Below are 15958 nucleotides of genomic sequence, written 5' to 3' on the forward strand. Positions count from 1 at the left end.
GCGGTCAGTCGCCGAAGCCGCCGCCGAATCCCCCGCCGTCACCCCCGAGTCCCCCACCGCCCCCGAAGCCGCCGCCGAAGTCGCCACCGCTGAAGTCGCCGCCGGAATAGTCCCCGCCGCCGAGCTCGTCCCCGTGCCCGCCGTCGCCCCACCCGTAGGCGGCCGGGCCCGTCATCGAGGAGCCGAGCAGCGTGCCGAGGAAGAGACCGGGCAGCAGCCCGCCGCCGAGCATGCCGTAATAGCCGCCGGCCCAGGGGGCGTAGACGGAGCCCGCTTCCCAGTACGGGCGGTCCTCGCCGTACGGGGTGCGCACCGTGCGCGCCATCGGTTCCTGGCCGTCCGCCAGCCGCGCCTTGTCCGCCGCGCACACGGGCACGGTGCGCTCCGAACCCCTGGGCGGCGCCCAGCGCGCGTCGGCGACGGCCGGACCGTGCCGCGGGTCGAAGAAGCACGGCGGGCGGCGCTCCGGGAGCTCCCGGCCCTCGCGCCTGGCCTCCAGCGTGGCCAGCGCGAAGCGGCCGTCCTCCAGCGCCTCGGTCACCTTTCGCACGTCCTCGGGGCGGCGCGCCCGCCCCATGGCCTGCTTGGCGTTCTCGTACGCATCCAGGGCGTGCGCGTAGTCCGCGCGCATCGCGTCGTCGGCGCCCGGCTCGCCGGGCCGGAAGTCCAGCCGGTCCAGCTCCTCGCCGTACGCGGTGATGTCCTCGTCGACCACCACCCGCAACGACTCCAGCGCGGCCTGCTCCTCGGCCTCCCGGCGGCGCTTGGCCCGCCGGTGGACGGTGTACGCGCCGCCGGCACCGAGGACGACCAGCGCCCCGAGCCCGACCAGTGCGCCACTGCTGACGCCGTCGCCGCCCGGGTCCTGCCAGGACTTCGGCGTGCCCTTCCCGACCTGCTTCGTGGCCTGCGCGGTGAAGTCCTTCAGCTGAGCGGTGGCGTCACCCGGGTGTGCCCGCTGGGCCGCCCCCACGAGGTGGCGCACCGACTCGCCCGACATCACGTCGCCGTCGGCCCGGGCGTCGAAGCGGTCGCCGAGCTGCACCGCGTAGACGCCCTTGATACCGACGCGGGTGCGCAGGTCCTCGAAGAGCGTCGCGGGCGGGTACTCGGAGGTCTCGGGCAGCACGGCGACGAAGACGGGCTTGCCGGCGTCCTTGATGTCCTTCGCCAGCGCGTCCGCCTGTCCGGGCGGCAGCTGTGCGTCGGCGCGCGGGTCGACGTACACGGGTCCCTTGGAAAGCGCGTCGGCCGCCGCCTGCAGCCCTTCGTCGGCCGCCGCGCTGGACTGCTCGTCCGCCCGCGCCACGGCGCCGGTGGCGGCCGCCCGGCCCGGCTGAGGGCCCACGGCAGCAGCAGGCCCCACCGCGAGCAGCAGCGCCGCGGACGCGGCCGTCAGGGCCGGGGCCGCCCGGTGCAGGGGTCGTCCGGGTGCGACCTTCATGCCTACGACGCTACTCCGAAGTTCACTTTTCCGACATGCAAGACGAGACACCCGCAAAGGCCGTCGGTCCGGTACGACGACGCCGGCCGACGGCCCCACAGCCGCCGGTCGGCGTCCGTTCGTACCCCGCGGCCCCGGTCCGGCTCGGGTGCCGCCTCCCGATTCCCTACGGGGCCGTGAGGTCCACCAGTTCGGCGAGGGCCGCCCGGTGGTGGCCGGGGGCGCCCAGGGCGATCTCGTCGCTCTTGGCGCGCTTGAGGAAGAGGTGCAGCGGGTGCTCCCAGGTCATGCCGATGCCACCGTGCAGCTGGAGGCACTCCTGTGCGGCCCGGACCGCGACCGGGGCGCAGTACGCCTGCGCGACGGCCACCGCCACGGGGGCGTCGGGGCTCCCGGCCGCCAGCGCGTCCGCCGCGTTGCGCGCCGCTGCCCGTGCCGAGACCACCTCCAGCCAGAGCGCGGCCATCCGGTGCTTGAGGGCCTGGAACGAGCCGAGCGCACGGCCGAACTGGTTGCGCTGCTTCGTGTACTCCACGATCTCGGTCAGGCACCACTCGGCGATGCCCAGCTGTTCGGAGGCGAGCAGCCCGGCCCCGGTGAGCAGCCCCTTCCGTACGGCCGCGCCGGCCCGGTCGGCACCGGCGAGCCGGCGGCCGGCCGCCCCGTCGAAGGTGACGCGGGCGAGCCCACGGGTGAGGTCCAGCGGGGTGACCGCCTCGATGTGCAGCCCCGGCGCACCGGCGTCCACGGCGTACAGCTCGATGCCGTCCGCCGCGCGTACCGGTACCAGCAGCACGTCGGCGGCGGCCGCGTCGGCGACCGAGGTGACCGTGCCGAGCAGGACGCCGTCGGACCCGGCCCTGACGGTCGGCTCCAGCGGACCGCCGGGCGCGGCCGTCAGCGGCAGCGCGAGCACGCCCACGCGCTCGCCGGCGGCCAGCGCGGCCAGCAGCCCGGCCGGCTCCTCCTCGTCGGTGTCGCAGCCGAGCAGGGCCGTGACCGCGAGGACGGCGCTGGTCAGGTACGGCACGGGCGTCACGGCCCGGCCCAGCTCCTCCAGGACGACCGCGGCCTCTCTGGGGCCCGCGCCCTGGCCGCCGAGCTTCTCGGGGACGAGCAGCCCGGCCGCCCCCATGTCGGCGGCGAGCGAGCGCCAGAGGGCGGCGTCGTGGGTGCGTCCGGACTCCAGCTCGGCGAGCACTCCGGAGGGGCCGCCACGGTCGGCCAGCAGGGACCGTACGGCGGCGCGCAGGTCGTCCTCGTGCTCGGAGTAGAGCAGGTCCGGGCCTTCGGGCAGGTCGGCCGCCGCGGTGTCCGCGAGCGTCGGCTGGTCGGTCATCGGGGCAGGTCCTTCCACGCGACGTCCTTGTCGGTGCGCGGCTCGGACGGCAGGCCGAGTACGCGTTCGGCGACGATGTTGAGGAGCACCTCGGAGGTGCCGCCCTCGATGCTGTTGCCCTTGGCCCGCAGGTAGCGGTAGCCGGCCTCGCGCCCGGTGAAGTCCACGCCTTCGGGGCGGCGCAGCGTCCAGTCGTCGTACGTGAGGCCGTCCTCCCCGAGGAACTCCACCTCCCAGCCACTGATCTCCTGGGCGAGCCGCGCGAAAGAGAGCTTCATGCCGCTGCCTTCGGGGCCCGGCTGGCCCTTCGTGAGCTGCTGGCGCAGCCGCTCGCCGGTGAGGCGGGCCACCTCGGAGTCGACCCACAGGCGCAGCAGCCGCTGGTGCATGTCGTGCGTGCGCAGTTCGGGCCGCTCGCGCCAGTCGGCGGCGGCGACGCCGATCATGCCGCCCTCACGGGGGATGCGGGCGCCGCCGATGGCGACGCGCTCGTTCATGAGGGTGGTCCGGGCGACCTTCCAGCCCTCCCCCACCGCGCCGAGCCGGTGCGCGTCGGGGATGCGGACGTCAGTCAGGAAGACCTCGTTGAACTCGGCCTCACCGGTGATCTGGCGCAGCGGCCGGACGTCCACACCGGGGTCGGTCATGTCGCACACGAAGTACGTGATGCCGCGGTGCTTCGGGGCCTCGGGGTCGGTACGGGCGATGAGGATCGCCCAGCGGGACTTGTGCGCGCCGGAGGTCCACACCTTCTGGCCGTTGACCACCCAGGTGTCGCCTTCGCCTTCCCGTACCGCACGGGTGGCGAGGGCCGCGAGGTCGGAGCCGGCGCCGGGCTCGCTGAAGAGCTGGCACCACACCTCCTCGCCGGTCCACAGGGGCTTGAGGAACCGCCGCTTCTGCTCCTCCGTGCCGAAACCCAGGATGGTCGGCGCCGCCATGCCCAGGCCGATGCCGATCCGGCGCGGGTCGTTGTCCGGCGCGCCGGCCGCGGCCAGCTCCGCGTCGACGACGGCCTGGAGGGAGCGGGGGGCGTCGAGGCCGCCGAGCCCTTCGGGAAAGTGGACCCAGGCGAGCCCGGCGTCGAAGCGGGCGCGCAGGAAGTCCATGCGGTCGGTGGTGGCGGGCGGGTGTGCGGCGAGCAGCTCGGCGGTGCGCCCGCGCAGGTCCTCGGCTCCCGTGCTCATCGGCCCGCCGCCTCTCCGGGGACGACGACGAGGCGCCCTGTGGTGACGCCGTCGGCGACCCTCTGTACCGCGTCGGCCGCGCCCTCCAGAGGGACGCGGTCGCCGATGAGCGGCTTGATGACGCCCTGTGCCGCGAGCTTGGTCAGCTCTTCGTGGCAGGCGCCGATGGAGGCCGGGTCCTTGGTGTTGTACAGGCCCCAGTGGAGGCCGACGATCGAGTAGTTCTTGACCAGCGCGTGGTTGAGGGCGGGGCTCGGAATGGTGCCGCTGGCGAAGCCGACGACGATGATGCGGCCCTCGAAGGCCACGCACTTGGCGGACTGGGCGTACGCGTCGCCGCCCACCGGGTCGTAGATCACGTCGGCGCCGCGGCCGCCGGTGGCTTCCTTGACGGTCTTGATGACGTCCTCACTGCGCCGGTCGACGACCACGTCGCAGCCGAGTTCGCGGGCGACCGCCGCCTTCTCGGGGCCGCCGACGACGCCGATGACGCGGGCGCCGGCCGCCCGGCCGAGCTGGACGGCGGCGCTGCCGACGCCGCCCGCCGCCGCGTGCACCAGCAGCGTCTCGCCGGCCTGGAGGTGTGCGCGGCGGTGCAGCGCGAACCAGCCGGTCTGGTAGCCGATGTGCAGCGCGGCGGCCTCGGCGTCGTCCAGCGCGTCCGGCGCCGGCAGGACGGTCTTGGCGTCCACCACGGCCAATTCGGCGAACCCTCCGTCGGGCAGCGGCGGCTGGGCCAGTACCCGGGTGCCCTCGGCCACGCCGGCGCCCTCACCGGCGGCGAGCACCTCGCCGCAGACCTCGACGCCGGGCGTGAAGGGCAGCGGCGGCCGCACCTGGTACTGGCCGCGGCACAGCAGGGCGTCGGGGAAGTTGACGTTCGCGGCCTTCACCCGGAGGAGCAGCTGCCCCGGTCCGGGCTGCGGGTCGGGGACCTCGTCCAGTCGCATCGCCTCTCGTGGCTCGCCGTTCGCGTGTACCCGCCATGCCTTCACTGAGCTTCCCCTCACCACGTCGGTCGGCCTCGGTGCCATCGGCATACTAAGCGGTCGGTATGGCTGAGGGAACAGGTGCCGGGGAGGCAATCGGGGCGGGCGGCCGGCCCGCCCCGTGAGTGGCGTACCGGGCCGGTCAGCCCTTCAGGCGCCGCGCCTTGACCGTGTTGTCGGTGCGGACGGCCGGCTGCCCGTCCGGGGCGGTCTGGACGCGCTCGTGCTCCGCGCAGACCAGTACCTCCCACTCCCCCTCGGCCAGCCGGAGGTCGGCGAGCACCTCTTCGGGGCCGGGCAGGTGCACGTCCGGATGCGCCTCGGTCTCCCACGGGGGCATGCCGGAGTGACCGACCACGAGGAGCGTCCCGCCCGGCGCCACCGCGCCGGCGGCGGTCCGCAGCACCTCCGCACGCGGCAGCGGGCCGTAGGTGTGCAGGAAGTGGGAGGAGACCAGGTCGTAGCTACCTTCGGGGAAGGTCTCGCCCAGGGTGTGGCGCTGCCAGTCGATCCGGTCCGCGACGCCTGCGGTGGCCGCGTGCCCGGCCGCGCGCTCCAGAGCGACGCCGGAGACGTCGACCGCCGTGACCTGCCAGCCCTGCCGGGCGAGCCAGATCGCGTCGCCGCCCTCGCCGCAGCCCACGTCCAGGGCCCGGCCCGGCTCCAGCCCGGCCACTTCACGGACCAGCGCGGCGTTGGGCTCGCCGCTCCAGATTCGCTCGCTCTCGCCGTACCGGGCGTCCCAGAACTCCTCGTCCGAGATCTGCATTTCGGTCATCTGCGCATTCCTCCGTGATCGTGTCGGTGTGTCACTCACCGCTGCCGATCGTCCGGCGCCCGGCGCCGCTTGACAAAGTTTCTTGCCGGGGCAGCAAATAGCCGTATGCCGGACCACGACCTCGCACACGTCCTGGCCGCCGTGGGGCCCCGCCTTCGGGCGCTGCGCCGGGAACGGGACACCACCCTGGCCGCGCTGAGCGAGCGCACCGGCATCTCGCCCAGCACGCTCTCCCGCCTGGAGTCCGGGCAGCGCAAGCCCACCCTGGAGCTGCTGCTGCCGCTGGCGAGGGAGTACGGCGTGCGGCTGCACGAGCTGGTCGGCGCGCCGGCCACCGGCGACCCACGTGTCCACCCGAGCCCCGTCACCCGGGACGGCCACGTCTTCGTGCCGCTCACCGGCCGGCTCGGCGGGCTCCGCGCCTACAAGCGGATCCTGCCCGCCGGACGGCCCGGCACCGGGCGGCCGGCGCAGCGCGCCCACGAGGGCTACGGCTGGCTCTACGTGCTCTCCGGCACGCTGCGCCTGGCCCTGGCCGAGCACGACCTGCTCCTCGGGGCGGGCGAAGCGGCCGAGTTCGACACCCGCACACCGCACGGCTTCGAGAACGCGGGCCAGGAACCGGTGGAGCTGCTGCACCTGTACGGCCCCCAGGGCGAGCGCATCCGCACCCGCAACGGGCCCGCCGACGGCGCCTGAGCGGGCCGTCGCGCGCTCCTGGTCCCGTACCGCGCGGGACATGGCCGCAAGGCGTCTGGAGGGCCGTCGGCGCCGCGCCCATAATGCGCAGCAGGCCGGTCCGCGCACGGCCGGGTCGCGGCGTGCGGGGCCTGCCGCACCCGCGTCGGCCCGCGCTGCCGGAGGTGTCCGACCATGACGGCGAACAGCACCCTCCGACGGCGCGCTGCCCAGGGCCGAGATCAATGGCGGTTCCTGACCGGCCGGACACCGCACCGGCAGCCGGCCCCGCGGCCGTCACGGCGGTTCGGGTGCGCCACTGGGGCCGCTACGCCGTCGCCGTGCTCGCCGTCGCGGCGTTCGCCGTGCTCGTCGCCGCCTTCGCCCGGGGCAGGATCAACCGGGGCGCTGTCCCCGGTTACTTCTTCGACCGGCGCATCCTCGAAGGCGTGGGGCAGACCCTGCTGCTGACCGTCCTGTCCATGGCGATCGGCACCGCCGGGGGCATCACGCTCGCGGTGATGCGGCTGTCCGGGAATCCGGTGACCGCGTCGCTCGCGTGGTTCTACATCTGGTTCTTCCGCGGCACTCCGGTGCTGGTCCAGCTGATGGTCTGGTTCAACCTGGGGCTGGTCTTCGAGTACGTGCGGCTCGGCCCGCTGTACAGCGGCGAGTGGGCCGGCTTCATGACCCCCTTTCTGACGGCGCTGCTGGGGCTCGGGCTCAACGAGGCCGCCTACATGGCCGAGATCTGCCGCGCGGGTCTGCTCGCGGTCGACGAGGGCCAGACGGAGGCCGCCCACGCCCTGGGCATGCGCCACGGGAAGACCCTGCGCCGCATCGTGATCCCGCAGGCGATGCGCGTCATCGTGCCGCCCACGGGCAACGAGGTCATCACCATGCTGAAGACGACCTCGCTGGTGGCGGCGGTGCAGGACTACGAACTGCTGCGGTACGCGCAGGACATCGGGCAGCTCTCCGGCGCCCCCGTGGAGATGCTCTTCCTCGCCGCCGCCTGGTACCTGGTCCTGACCTCGGTCCTCTCCGTAGGCCAGTTCTACCTGGAGCGGCACTACGCGCGCGGCTCGTCGCACCGGCTCCCGGCCACTCCGTGGCAGAAGGTCAGGGCGCACGTGCTCACGCTCCGTCGCTGAATCCGGCCCGTCCCAGGGCCGCGGGACCTCTCAGGTGCGGCCCTCGCGCTCCTGGGCGTCCTTCAGGGCGGCCGAGCGGGTGGCCCAGTCGGCGCGTACGACCCGGAAGCCGGCGGCCTCGACGGCATTGCAGACCAGTTCGTCGTCGTCCACGACCACCCGGACCTCGCGGCCCCTGGCGAGCTTGCGCAGCAGCTCCAGCTTGGTGTGGCGGGCCGGGCGGCGGTCACCGGAGGGGCGCATCCGGACGCGGCCCTCGGGGAGGCCGTGCCGGGCCAGCCACTCCAGGGTGTCGGCGCGGCACTTCTCGGGCCGCCCGGTGAGGTACACGATCTCGCACTCGGCGGCGTTCTCCAGAACCAGCGCGATGCCCTCGGGCAGCGGCGGGTCATCCGGTGCCGCGGCGAAGAAGCCCTCCCAGTCGCGCGGCCGCCGCTCCAGGAAGTGCTGCCGGTGCGCCGTGCCCGCCAGCGTGTTGTCCAGGTCGAAGACCGCCAGGGGCGCCTTACCCACGTGTCATCCCGTCTTCCCCATGCGTCATCCCGTCGCCGTGCTCGCGGGCGCCGCGGTGACGCCGGCCGGCTCGCCGCGGGCCGTCACCCGGATGCGGCCGGTGCCGATGCCCTGGGCGAGTGACAGCCGATCGTAGATCACCTCGGCGCAGGCCGCCGTGTCCAGCTCCAGGACGGCGTCGGGCGCGGGGGCCGGCCCGTCCTCGTAGCCGTAGGCGTCCGTCACGCTTCCCTGTGCGGCCGCCTCCTCGTCCAGCGTGACGTGAAACGTCCCCTCGTCCAGCCGCACCTCCACGACCCGTACGGGCCCCTCCTCCGCCCGCCGGTCGGCGAAGTACCGGGCCAGCCGGGGCATGAGCGGTACGGCGAACCAATGCGCACGCACCGCGTCGGTCGGCCGCGGCGCGCCGAGCTCGGGCGCGCCCCAGTCGGCCAGTGCGGTGAGGACGGGCAGCAGGGCCCGGCCGCGGTCGGTGAGTTCGTACACGAAGGCGGCGGCGGGCGGGTCGAGTCTGCGGCGGACGGCCAGGCCGTCGCGCTCCATGTCCTTCAGGCGCCCCGCGAGCATGTCCGTGCTGACGCCCGGCAGGTCGGCGTGCAGGTCGGTGTAGCGCCGGGCCCCGGCCAGCAGCTCCCGGACGATCAGCAGGGTCCAGCGGTCACCCACGGAGTCCAGGGCGCGGGCGACGGAGCAGTACTGGTCATAACTTCGGCGCGGCATGATCCCCAGCATAGACAAGAAGTTGGACTTTCCAAGTGGCAGCTTGGTAAAACCAAGTCACTGCAATAGACGCGCCGCACCGCGGCGAGCGAGGGACCGGGAGGCCGCCGCATGGAGTTCAAGCAGTCGAACAAAATGGCCGACGTCTGCTACGAGATCCGCGGGCCGGTGATCGAGCACGCCGACGCGCTGGAGGAGGCCGGGCACAGCGTGCTGCGGCTGAACACCGGCAACCCCGCACTGTTCGGCTTCGAGGCACCCGAGGAGATCCTGCAGGACGTGCTGCGCAATCTGTCCCGCGCGCACGGCTACACGGAGTCCCGCGGCATCCTCCCGGCGCGCCGGGCCGTCGCCCAGCACTACCAGTCGCTCGGCCTCACCGAGGTCGGCGTGGACGACATCTACCTGGGCAACGGCGTCTCGGAGCTGGTCTCGATGGCGGTCCAGGCGCTGCTGGACGACGGCGACGAGGTGCTGATCCCGGCCCCGGACTTCCCGCTGTGGACCGCGGTGACCGCGCTCGCGGGCGGCAAGCCGGTGCACTACCTGTGCGACGAGTCCGCCGACTGGCTGCCGGACCTGGACGACATGGCCGCGAAGATCACCGACCGGACGCGGGCGCTGGTCATCATCAACCCGAACAACCCCACCGGTGCCGTCTACCCGCGCGAGCTGCTGGAGGGCATGCTCGACCTGGCCCGGCGGCACGGCCTGATGGTCTTCGCGGACGAGATCTACGACCGGATCCTGTACGACGACGAGGTGCACCACAACGCCGCTGCGCTCGCCCCCGACCTGGTCTGCCTCACCTTCAGCGGGCTGTCCAAGGCGTACCGCGTGGCAGGTTTCCGCTCCGGCTGGCTGGTGGTCACAGGCCCCAAGCAGCACGCCGCCGACTACCTGGAAGGGCTGGGCACGCTGGCCTCGATGCGGCTGTGCCCGAACGCCCCGGCGCAGTACGCCATTCAGGCGGCGCTCGGCGGCCGTCAGTCGATCAACGACCTGGTGCTGCCCGGCGGCCGGCTCCGCGAGCAGCGCGACCGGGCCTGGGAGCGACTCAACGAGATCCCGGGCGTGTCCTGCGTGAAGCCCAAGGGCGCGCTCTACGCCTTCCCGCGCCTGGACCCGGCCGTGCACAAGATCCACGACGACGAGAAGTTCGTCCTCGACCTGCTGCTTCGCGAAAAGATCCAGGTGGTGCAGGGCACCGGGTTCAACTGGCCGCGCCCCGACCACTTCCGTATCCTGACACTCCCGTACGCCGACGACCTCGACGCCGCCATCAGCCGCATCGGACGCTTCCTGGCGGGGTACCGGCAGTGAGAGACTCCCGTGCGGGCGCGCCGTCGTACACCGGCGCGACCGCAGGCGGGCCGTGCGCGGCTCCCGCTCCCCGGGCGCTGATGCGCCCTTGAGTGCGCCGCTCGCACCCGCTTAGGTGGGAGGCCTGCGTCCGGTCGTCCGGCCACGGAGGGAGTGAGGTCCATGCCCGCACACCACGCGGTCACGGAACAGGAACTGACGGCGCACCTGCACGGCATATGTTTCAAGACCGGACCGCCGCGGCGCATCGGGGTCGAGATCGAATATCTCGTCCACGACTCCCGCAACCCCCGATGTCCCCTGCCCCGCGAGCGCGTACGCAGCGCGATGACCGCCCTGCACGCGCTTCCCCTGCACTCCGCCCTCACCTTCGAGCCGGGCGGGCAGCTGGAGCTGAGCTCGCTCCCCGCCGCCTCACTCACCGAGTGCATCACCGCCGTCTCCGCCGACCTGGCCCTGGTCCGCACGGCCCTGCGCGCCATGGGCCTGAGCCTGGCCGGCCACGGCCACAATCCCTGGCACCCGCCGCACCGCATCCTCGACGAGCCCCGGTACGACGCCATGGAGGCGTACTTCGACCGCTGGGGCCCTGCCGGGCGGTCCATGATGTGCGGCACCGCCTCCGTACAGGTCTGCCTCGACGCCGGCTACGAAGAGCCCGGCCCGCTCGGCCACGGACGGCGCTGGCGGCTGGCCCACCTCCTGGGCGCCGTGCTCACCGCGGCCTTCGCCAACTCACCCACCAGCGAGGGATGCCCGACCGGCTACCGCTCCACCCGACAGGCCGTGTGGTCGCAGCTCGACCCGGCCCGCACCCTCGCGCCCGCCGACGGCGCCGACCCGCGCGCCGCCTGGACCGCGTACGTCCTCGACGCACCCGTCATGTGCCTGCGCACCCCGGGCGGCCCCTGGGACGCCCCCGAGGACCTGACCTTCCGCGACTGGGTGCGCACGGGCGTCCCCAGGGTGCCCACCCAGGAGGACTTCGACTACCACGTCACCACGCTCTTTCCCCCGGTCCGGCCGCGTGGCCACCTCGAACTCCGCATGATCGACGCGCAGCCGGGCGACGGCTGGATCGTCCCGCTGGCCGTGACAACGGCCCTGTTCGACGACCCCGAGGCCGCCGAGACCGCGTACCGCGCGGTCAAGCCGCTCGCCGAGACCGCCGGCGAGCGCCCCGCGCCGCGCAACCCCCTGTGGCGGCGCGCCGCCCGGCACGCGCTGACCGATCCGGAGCTGGCCGCCGCCGCGACGGCCTGCTTCGCCGCGGCCCGTGAGGCGCTGCCCCGGCTCGGTGCCGGGCCGGACGTCCTCGCCGCCGTGGAGGAGTTCACCGAGCGCTATGTCGCGCACGGCCGCTGCCCGGCCGACGACGTGCTGGATGCGGCGTACGCGGCGCCCGAGTACGCCGCGCCGGACACCGGGAGCGCGGCGGCCCGGCGCGAAGCCGACGCACAGGAAGCGGCGCTCGCCGCGGAGTACGCACGCACCGTCGAGCGCATCCCAGGGAAGGACAGCCAGTGAGCCACGATCCCGAAACGCTCCGGGACCGCGCGGCGTCGGCACTGCTCGCCGCGCGCGCCCGTACGCAGACGCTGACCACCTGTGTCGACGAGCCCGACCTGACCGCCCAGCACTCGCCCCTGATGTCGCCCCTGGTGTGGGACCTCGCCCACATAGGCAACCAGGAGGAGCAGTGGCTGATGCGGGCGGTGGGCGGCCTCGAAGCGCTGCGCCCGGAGATCGACTCGGTGTACGACGCGTTCGAGCACCCCCGGGCCGAGCGGCCCTCGCTGCCGTTGCTGGCCCCCGCCGAGGCGCACAGCTACGTCGCCGAGGTACGCGGCCGGGTGCTGGACGTCCTGGAGAAGACCCCGCTGCGCGGCGACCGGCTGGTGGAGCAGGCGTTCGCGTTCGGCATGGTCGCGCAGCACGAGCAGCAGCACGACGAGACGATGCTCATCACCCACCAGCTCCGGCGGGGCCCCTCTGCCCTTACCGCTCCCCCGCCGCCGGACACCTCCGGCGGCGTGACGGAGACCGAAGTGCTGGTGCCCGCAGGGCACTTCACGATGGGCACCTCCAGCGAACCGTGGGCGCTGGACAACGAACGCCCCGCGCACCACCGCCTGCTGCCCGCCTTCCACCTCGACACCATGCCGGTGAGCAACGCCGCGTACCTTCGGTTCATCGAGGACGGCGGCTATCGGGAGCCGCGCTGGTGGGCCCCCGAAGGCTGGCGGATGGTGTGCGAGAACAGCCTCAAGGCGCCGCTGTTCTGGCGGCAAGAGGGCGGCGAGTGGGTCCGCCGTTCCTTCGGTGTCACCGAGCCGGTCGCTCCTGAAGAACCGGTTCTGCATGTGAGCTGGTACGAGGCCGACGCCTACGCGCGCTGGGCCGGGCGGCGGCTGCCTTCGGAGGCCGAGTGGGAGAAGGCCGCCCGCTGGGACCCGCGTACCGGACGCAGTCGCCGCTACCCGTGGGGCAACGAGGACCCGGGCCCCGAGCACGCCAACCTCGGCCAGCGCCACCTGCGCCCCGCGCCCGTCGGCAGCTACCCCGAGGGCCGGTCGCCGCTGGGCGTCCGGCAGCTCATCGGGGACGTGTGGGAGTGGACCTCGGGTGACTTCCTGCCCTACCCGGGCTTCCAGGCGTTCCCGTACCCCGAGTACTCCGAGGTGTTCTTCGGCGGCCCTTACAAGGTGCTGCGCGGCGGGTCGTTCGCGGTGGACCAGGTGGCCTGCCGCGGCACGTTCCGCAACTGGGACCATCCCGTCCGGCGGCAGATCTTCGCCGGCTTCCGCACCGCCCGCGACGCCGGCCCGGAGGAGGCGTGAGAGCGCCGGAAGCCGTACGCGCCCCGGCCGCGCGCCGCCACCGTGCCCGGCGGTGGCGCTGATGTGCCGCCATCTCGCCTACGTAGGCCCCGAGGTGCCGCTCGGCGACGTCCTCACCGCGCCCGACCACAGCCTGTACCGGCAGTCCTGGGCGCCGCGCCGGCAGAAGTACGGCACGGTCAACGCGGACGGCTTCGGCGTCGGCTGGTACGCCCCCGGAGACCCCGTACCGGCCCGGTACCGCCGCGCAGGCCCGATCTGGGCCGACGCCTGCCTGCCCGACCTCGCCAGGGTCGTCCGCAGCGGCGCCGTGCTCGCCGCCGTACGGGACGCCACGCTCGCCTGCCCGGACGGCGAGGCCGCCGCCGCGCCGTTCGCCGACGGGCCCTGGCTGTTCAGCCACAACGGCGCGGTCAGCGGCTGGCCCGGCTCTCTCGGACCGCTCGCTGCCGCGCTGCCCTCCGAAGCGCTGCTCGGCCTGGAGGCCCGCTGCGACGCGGCGTTCCTCTGGGCGCTGGTGAAGCACCGCCTGGAGCAGGGCGCCGACGCGTCCGAGGCGCTGTCCGAGACGGTGACCGAGGTGGCCGCCGCCGCGCCCGGCTCCCGGCTGAACCTGCTGCTCACCGACGGCGCCACGATCACCGCCACCACCTGGGGCGACACGCTCTTCCACCGCGCCCTTCCGGGCCCCGCGCCCGGCATGCTGATCGCCTCCGAACCCTCCGACGACACGGACGACTGGACCGAGGTCCCCGACCGCACCCTGCTGGCCGCCACGGCCGGCGATGTCCTGCTCACCCCGCTCAAGGAGCCCGCCGCGTGAGTCCCCTCGCCGTCACCCGCACGCTGCCCCTCGACGCCACCGCCGCCGCCCTCCGCACCGACGTCGCCCACGGCCTGACCGGCAGCCCGAAGACGCTGCCGCCCAAATGGTTCTACGACGCCCGGGGCAGCGACCTCTTCGAGGACATCACCGCACTGCCCGAGTACTACCCGACCCGCGCCGAGCGGGAGATCCTGGTCGCCCGCGCCGCGGACATCGCCGCCGCCACCGGCGCCCGCACCCTGATCGAACTGGGCTCCGGCTCCTCGGAGAAGACGCGGGTCCTGCTGGACGCGCTCTCCGAGCTGCACACCTACGTCCCGGTCGACGTGAGCGAGAGCGCGCTGGCCGCCGCCGGCGAGGCGCTGCTCGCCGAGCGCCCCGGGCTCACCGTGCACGGCCTCGTGGCCGACTTCCAGCACGGCCTGGGGCTGCCCGAGACCCCCGGCCCCCGGCTGCTGGCGTTCCTCGGCGGCACGATCGGCAATCTGCTCCCCGCCGAGCGGGCCGGCTTCCTGCGCTCCGTGCGCGACCTGCTGGAGCCCGGGGACGCGCTGCTGCTCGGCACGGACCTGGTCAAGGACGAGGCGACGCTGGTGGCCGCCTACGACGACAGCCGGGGCGTCACAGCGGAGTTCGACAAGAACGTCCTCGCGGTCGTCAACCGCGAGCTCGCCGCCGACTTCGACCTGACGCAGTTCGCGCACCGGGCGGTGTGGAACGCCGAGCACGAGTGGATCGAGATGCGGCTGCGGTCCCTGAAGGAGCAGACCGTGAAGATCCCGGCGCTGGACCTCGCGGTGCACTTCGACGCGGGCGAGGAGATGCGTACGGAGGTCTCGGCCAAGTTCCGCGAGGAAGGCGTGCGCACGGAGCTGAAGGGCGCCGGGATGGCACTCCGGGAGTGGTGGACGGACGAGGCGGGCCGTTTCGCGCTGTCCCTCGCCGTACGGAGCCGGTAGCGCCCGTACGGAGCCGGGCGCGGGCTTACGGAGCCGGGCGCGGACTTACGGGATGAGCCCGAGCTCCGGGATCGGGATGCGCTGCTGGGCGGCCTGGACGGCGGCGGCGTAGCGGGGGTCCGGGCGCAGGCCGTTCTCCCGCAGGCACGCCTCGGTGAACTTGATGACGTGCTCGTCCTTGTGCTCCACGGCGCGGGCGGTCAGCTCGGCGAACGGCGGGGCCCCGGCCCGCAGCGCGGTCTCCCGGGCGGTGGCCTCGCCGCGCCGCCCACCGGTGAAGGAGAGCAGCAGCGCCACGTGGAGCTGCCAGACGGCCGCCACGGTCGGCAGGTGCATGTCGCCCGGCAGGTGCGGCAGGACGAAGCGGACGGCGGCCGGCAGCGTCACGCCGTGCAGCAGCGGAATGGGGTAGATCTCGGTGTGGACGAGGTAGAGCCCGGCGAATTCCGCGGTCATGTCGCTCAGCAGCAGCTGCGGGTCCTTCGGGGCCACCGCCCGCAGCGCCTCGGCGTATCCGGGGATCGCGTCGATCCGGTGGAGCCGCTCCCGTGAGACGACCCGCGCCTCCGGCGGGTGCAGGGAGTCCGCCATCAGCTCACGGGGGAGGTCCGCGACGGCCTGCGCCAGGTCGGCCGTGCCCCGGAAGTCTGCGCTCCCCGGGAGGGCGCGGTACCGGGCCGCCCAGTAGGCCAGCCCGCGCGCGAGTTCGGTGAGCTGCGCGGGGCCGGGCTTCGGGGTGCCGGACAGGCTCCGTACGGCGTGGGCCGTGCGGATCGCGCCGTGCGTGATGCCCGCCAGCAGTCCGGAGATGAGCCGCGGCCACCACTGGACGAGCACGTCGCGCCACGGGGCGCCGGCCAGTTCCCGGGCGAACAGCTGCTCCCAGTCCCCGGCGCGGGTGAAGTCGCCGAGCGCGGCGCGCCAGGAGCCTTCCTCCGACGCGTCGAGCGGGAATCGGGGCGCGGGCCGGTCGTGATGGGGTTTGGCCCGGTAGACCTCGACCCAGTTGCCGATTTCCGCGCCGTGGCCGAGGGTGGCCAGCACCTCCGCCGCCATCGGGCCGTGATTGACCAGTTCGTTGCGGTCGCCGCGCTCGAATCCCAGATCGTCCAGGCGCTCCAGCGCTTCATTCACGGCGTCGAAATAGGTGACCACGGTGCTCTCCGCTTCGTCTCGGGTGTCGGTGGCTTTCGGGTGCGGTCGGGAAA

The 15958-nt window shown here is 73.8% G+C and carries 15 protein-coding genes; 7 read left to right on the plus strand and 8 right to left on the minus strand.

The window, feature by feature from the left end:
- Positions 1–4: 4 nt before the first annotated feature.
- The 5 genes from ACIGQF_RS02915 to ACIGQF_RS02935 all read right to left on the minus strand — a co-directional run bounded on the left by ACIGQF_RS02915 (position 5) and on the right by ACIGQF_RS02935 (position 5737).
- Entirely contained in the window at positions 5–1444 is a 1440-nt protein-coding gene (locus ACIGQF_RS02915) for a hypothetical protein (protein WP_399704591.1), read from the minus strand.
- A 166-nt stretch (positions 1445–1610) separates the two neighbouring features.
- Complete coding sequence (locus ACIGQF_RS02920) at positions 1611–2783, minus strand: acyl-CoA dehydrogenase family protein (protein ID WP_399704593.1); 1173 nt, start codon at positions 2781–2783, stop codon at positions 1611–1613.
- Entirely contained in the window at positions 2780–3970 is a 1191-nt protein-coding gene (locus ACIGQF_RS02925; RefSeq protein WP_399704595.1) for an acyl-CoA dehydrogenase family protein, read from the minus strand. Before ACIGQF_RS02925 ends, ACIGQF_RS02920 begins: the two co-directional genes overlap by 4 nt.
- Positions 3967–4965, minus strand: coding sequence for an NADPH:quinone oxidoreductase family protein (locus tag ACIGQF_RS02930; protein WP_399704598.1), 999 nt, complete (start codon positions 4963–4965; stop codon positions 3967–3969). Before ACIGQF_RS02930 ends, ACIGQF_RS02925 begins: the two co-directional genes overlap by 4 nt.
- A gap of 136 nt (positions 4966–5101) precedes the next feature.
- The gene (locus ACIGQF_RS02935) at positions 5102–5737 is read right to left on the minus strand and encodes an SAM-dependent methyltransferase (protein ID WP_399704601.1); all 636 of its coding nucleotides are present in this window, start codon (positions 5735–5737) and stop codon (positions 5102–5104) included.
- Between the two features lie 105 nt (positions 5738–5842).
- Here ACIGQF_RS02935 and ACIGQF_RS02940 point away from each other — a divergent pair, with 105 nt between their 5' ends.
- Both ACIGQF_RS02940 and ACIGQF_RS02945 read left to right on the plus strand, forming a co-directional pair.
- On the plus strand, positions 5843–6436 hold the full coding sequence (locus tag ACIGQF_RS02940) for a helix-turn-helix domain-containing protein (protein WP_399704604.1): 594 nt from the start codon (positions 5843–5845) through the stop codon (positions 6434–6436).
- Between the two features lie 224 nt (positions 6437–6660).
- On the plus strand, positions 6661–7569 hold the full coding sequence (locus ACIGQF_RS02945; protein ID WP_399704606.1) for an amino acid ABC transporter permease: 909 nt from the start codon (positions 6661–6663) through the stop codon (positions 7567–7569).
- Positions 7570–7599: 30 nt separating this feature from the next.
- Here the strand turns inward: ACIGQF_RS02945 and ACIGQF_RS02950 are convergent, their stop codons facing one another.
- Complete coding sequence (locus ACIGQF_RS02950) at positions 7600–8082, minus strand: hypothetical protein (RefSeq protein ID WP_399704609.1); 483 nt, start codon at positions 8080–8082, stop codon at positions 7600–7602.
- Between the two features lie 24 nt (positions 8083–8106).
- A complete protein-coding gene (locus ACIGQF_RS02955) occupies positions 8107–8805 on the minus strand; it encodes a winged helix-turn-helix transcriptional regulator (protein ID WP_399704784.1) in 699 nt (232 codons plus the stop codon).
- 108 nt (positions 8806–8913) lie between these two features.
- Here ACIGQF_RS02955 and ACIGQF_RS02960 point away from each other — a divergent pair, with 108 nt between their 5' ends.
- From ACIGQF_RS02960 to egtD, 5 genes are all read left to right on the plus strand, one after another.
- Entirely contained in the window at positions 8914–10125 is a 1212-nt protein-coding gene (locus tag ACIGQF_RS02960) for a pyridoxal phosphate-dependent aminotransferase (protein ID WP_399704611.1), read from the plus strand.
- Positions 10126–10287: 162 nt separating this feature from the next.
- The gene (gene egtA / locus ACIGQF_RS02965; RefSeq protein WP_399704613.1) at positions 10288–11652 is read left to right on the plus strand and encodes an ergothioneine biosynthesis glutamate--cysteine ligase EgtA; all 1365 of its coding nucleotides are present in this window, start codon (positions 10288–10290) and stop codon (positions 11650–11652) included.
- Complete coding sequence (gene egtB / locus ACIGQF_RS02970; protein WP_399704615.1) at positions 11649–12965, plus strand: ergothioneine biosynthesis protein EgtB; 1317 nt, start codon at positions 11649–11651, stop codon at positions 12963–12965. The genes egtA and egtB overlap by 4 nt, the downstream gene beginning before the upstream one ends.
- Before the next feature lie 61 nt (positions 12966–13026).
- Positions 13027–13788, plus strand: coding sequence for an ergothioneine biosynthesis protein EgtC (gene egtC / locus ACIGQF_RS02975; protein WP_399704787.1), 762 nt, complete (start codon positions 13027–13029; stop codon positions 13786–13788).
- Positions 13785–14750: an L-histidine N(alpha)-methyltransferase gene (gene egtD / locus ACIGQF_RS02980; protein ID WP_399704618.1), complete on the plus strand. Its 966-nt coding sequence runs from the start codon at positions 13785–13787 to the stop codon at positions 14748–14750. The genes egtC and egtD overlap by 4 nt, the downstream gene beginning before the upstream one ends.
- A gap of 45 nt (positions 14751–14795) precedes the next feature.
- Here the strand turns inward: egtD and ACIGQF_RS02985 are convergent, their stop codons facing one another.
- Positions 14796–15905, minus strand: a complete 1110-nt coding sequence (locus tag ACIGQF_RS02985) for a questin oxidase family protein (protein ID WP_399704620.1) — start codon at positions 15903–15905, stop codon at positions 14796–14798.
- Positions 15906–15958: the final 53 nt, after the last annotated feature.

Source organism: Streptomyces sp. NPDC053560, from assembly GCF_044544605.1.
GTDB lineage: Bacteria > Actinomycetota > Actinomycetes > Streptomycetales > Streptomycetaceae > Streptomyces.

What these genes read in the sequence shown, in the direction of transcription:
- egtC (WP_399704787.1), top strand. Translation starts at nt 13,027, where the DNA reads ATGTGCCGCCATCTCGCCTACGTAGGCCCCGAGGTGCCGCTCGGCGAC.
- ACIGQF_RS02945 (WP_399704606.1), top strand. Translation starts at nt 6,661, where the DNA reads ATGGCGGTTCCTGACCGGCCGGACACCGCACCGGCAGCCGGCCCCGCG.
- ACIGQF_RS02940 (WP_399704604.1), top strand. Translation starts at nt 5,843, where the DNA reads ATGCCGGACCACGACCTCGCACACGTCCTGGCCGCCGTGGGGCCCCGC.
- ACIGQF_RS02920 (WP_399704593.1), bottom strand. Translation starts at nt 2,783, where the DNA reads ATGACCGACCAGCCGACGCTCGCGGACACCGCGGCGGCCGACCTGCCC.
- egtA (WP_399704613.1), top strand. Translation starts at nt 10,288, where the DNA reads ATGCCCGCACACCACGCGGTCACGGAACAGGAACTGACGGCGCACCTG.
- ACIGQF_RS02935 (WP_399704601.1), bottom strand. Translation starts at nt 5,737, where the DNA reads ATGACCGAAATGCAGATCTCGGACGAGGAGTTCTGGGACGCCCGGTAC.
- ACIGQF_RS02960 (WP_399704611.1), top strand. Translation starts at nt 8,914, where the DNA reads ATGGAGTTCAAGCAGTCGAACAAAATGGCCGACGTCTGCTACGAGATC.
- ACIGQF_RS02915 (WP_399704591.1), bottom strand. Translation starts at nt 1,444, where the DNA reads ATGAAGGTCGCACCCGGACGACCCCTGCACCGGGCGGCCCCGGCCCTG.
- ACIGQF_RS02925 (WP_399704595.1), bottom strand. Translation starts at nt 3,970, where the DNA reads ATGAGCACGGGAGCCGAGGACCTGCGCGGGCGCACCGCCGAGCTGCTC.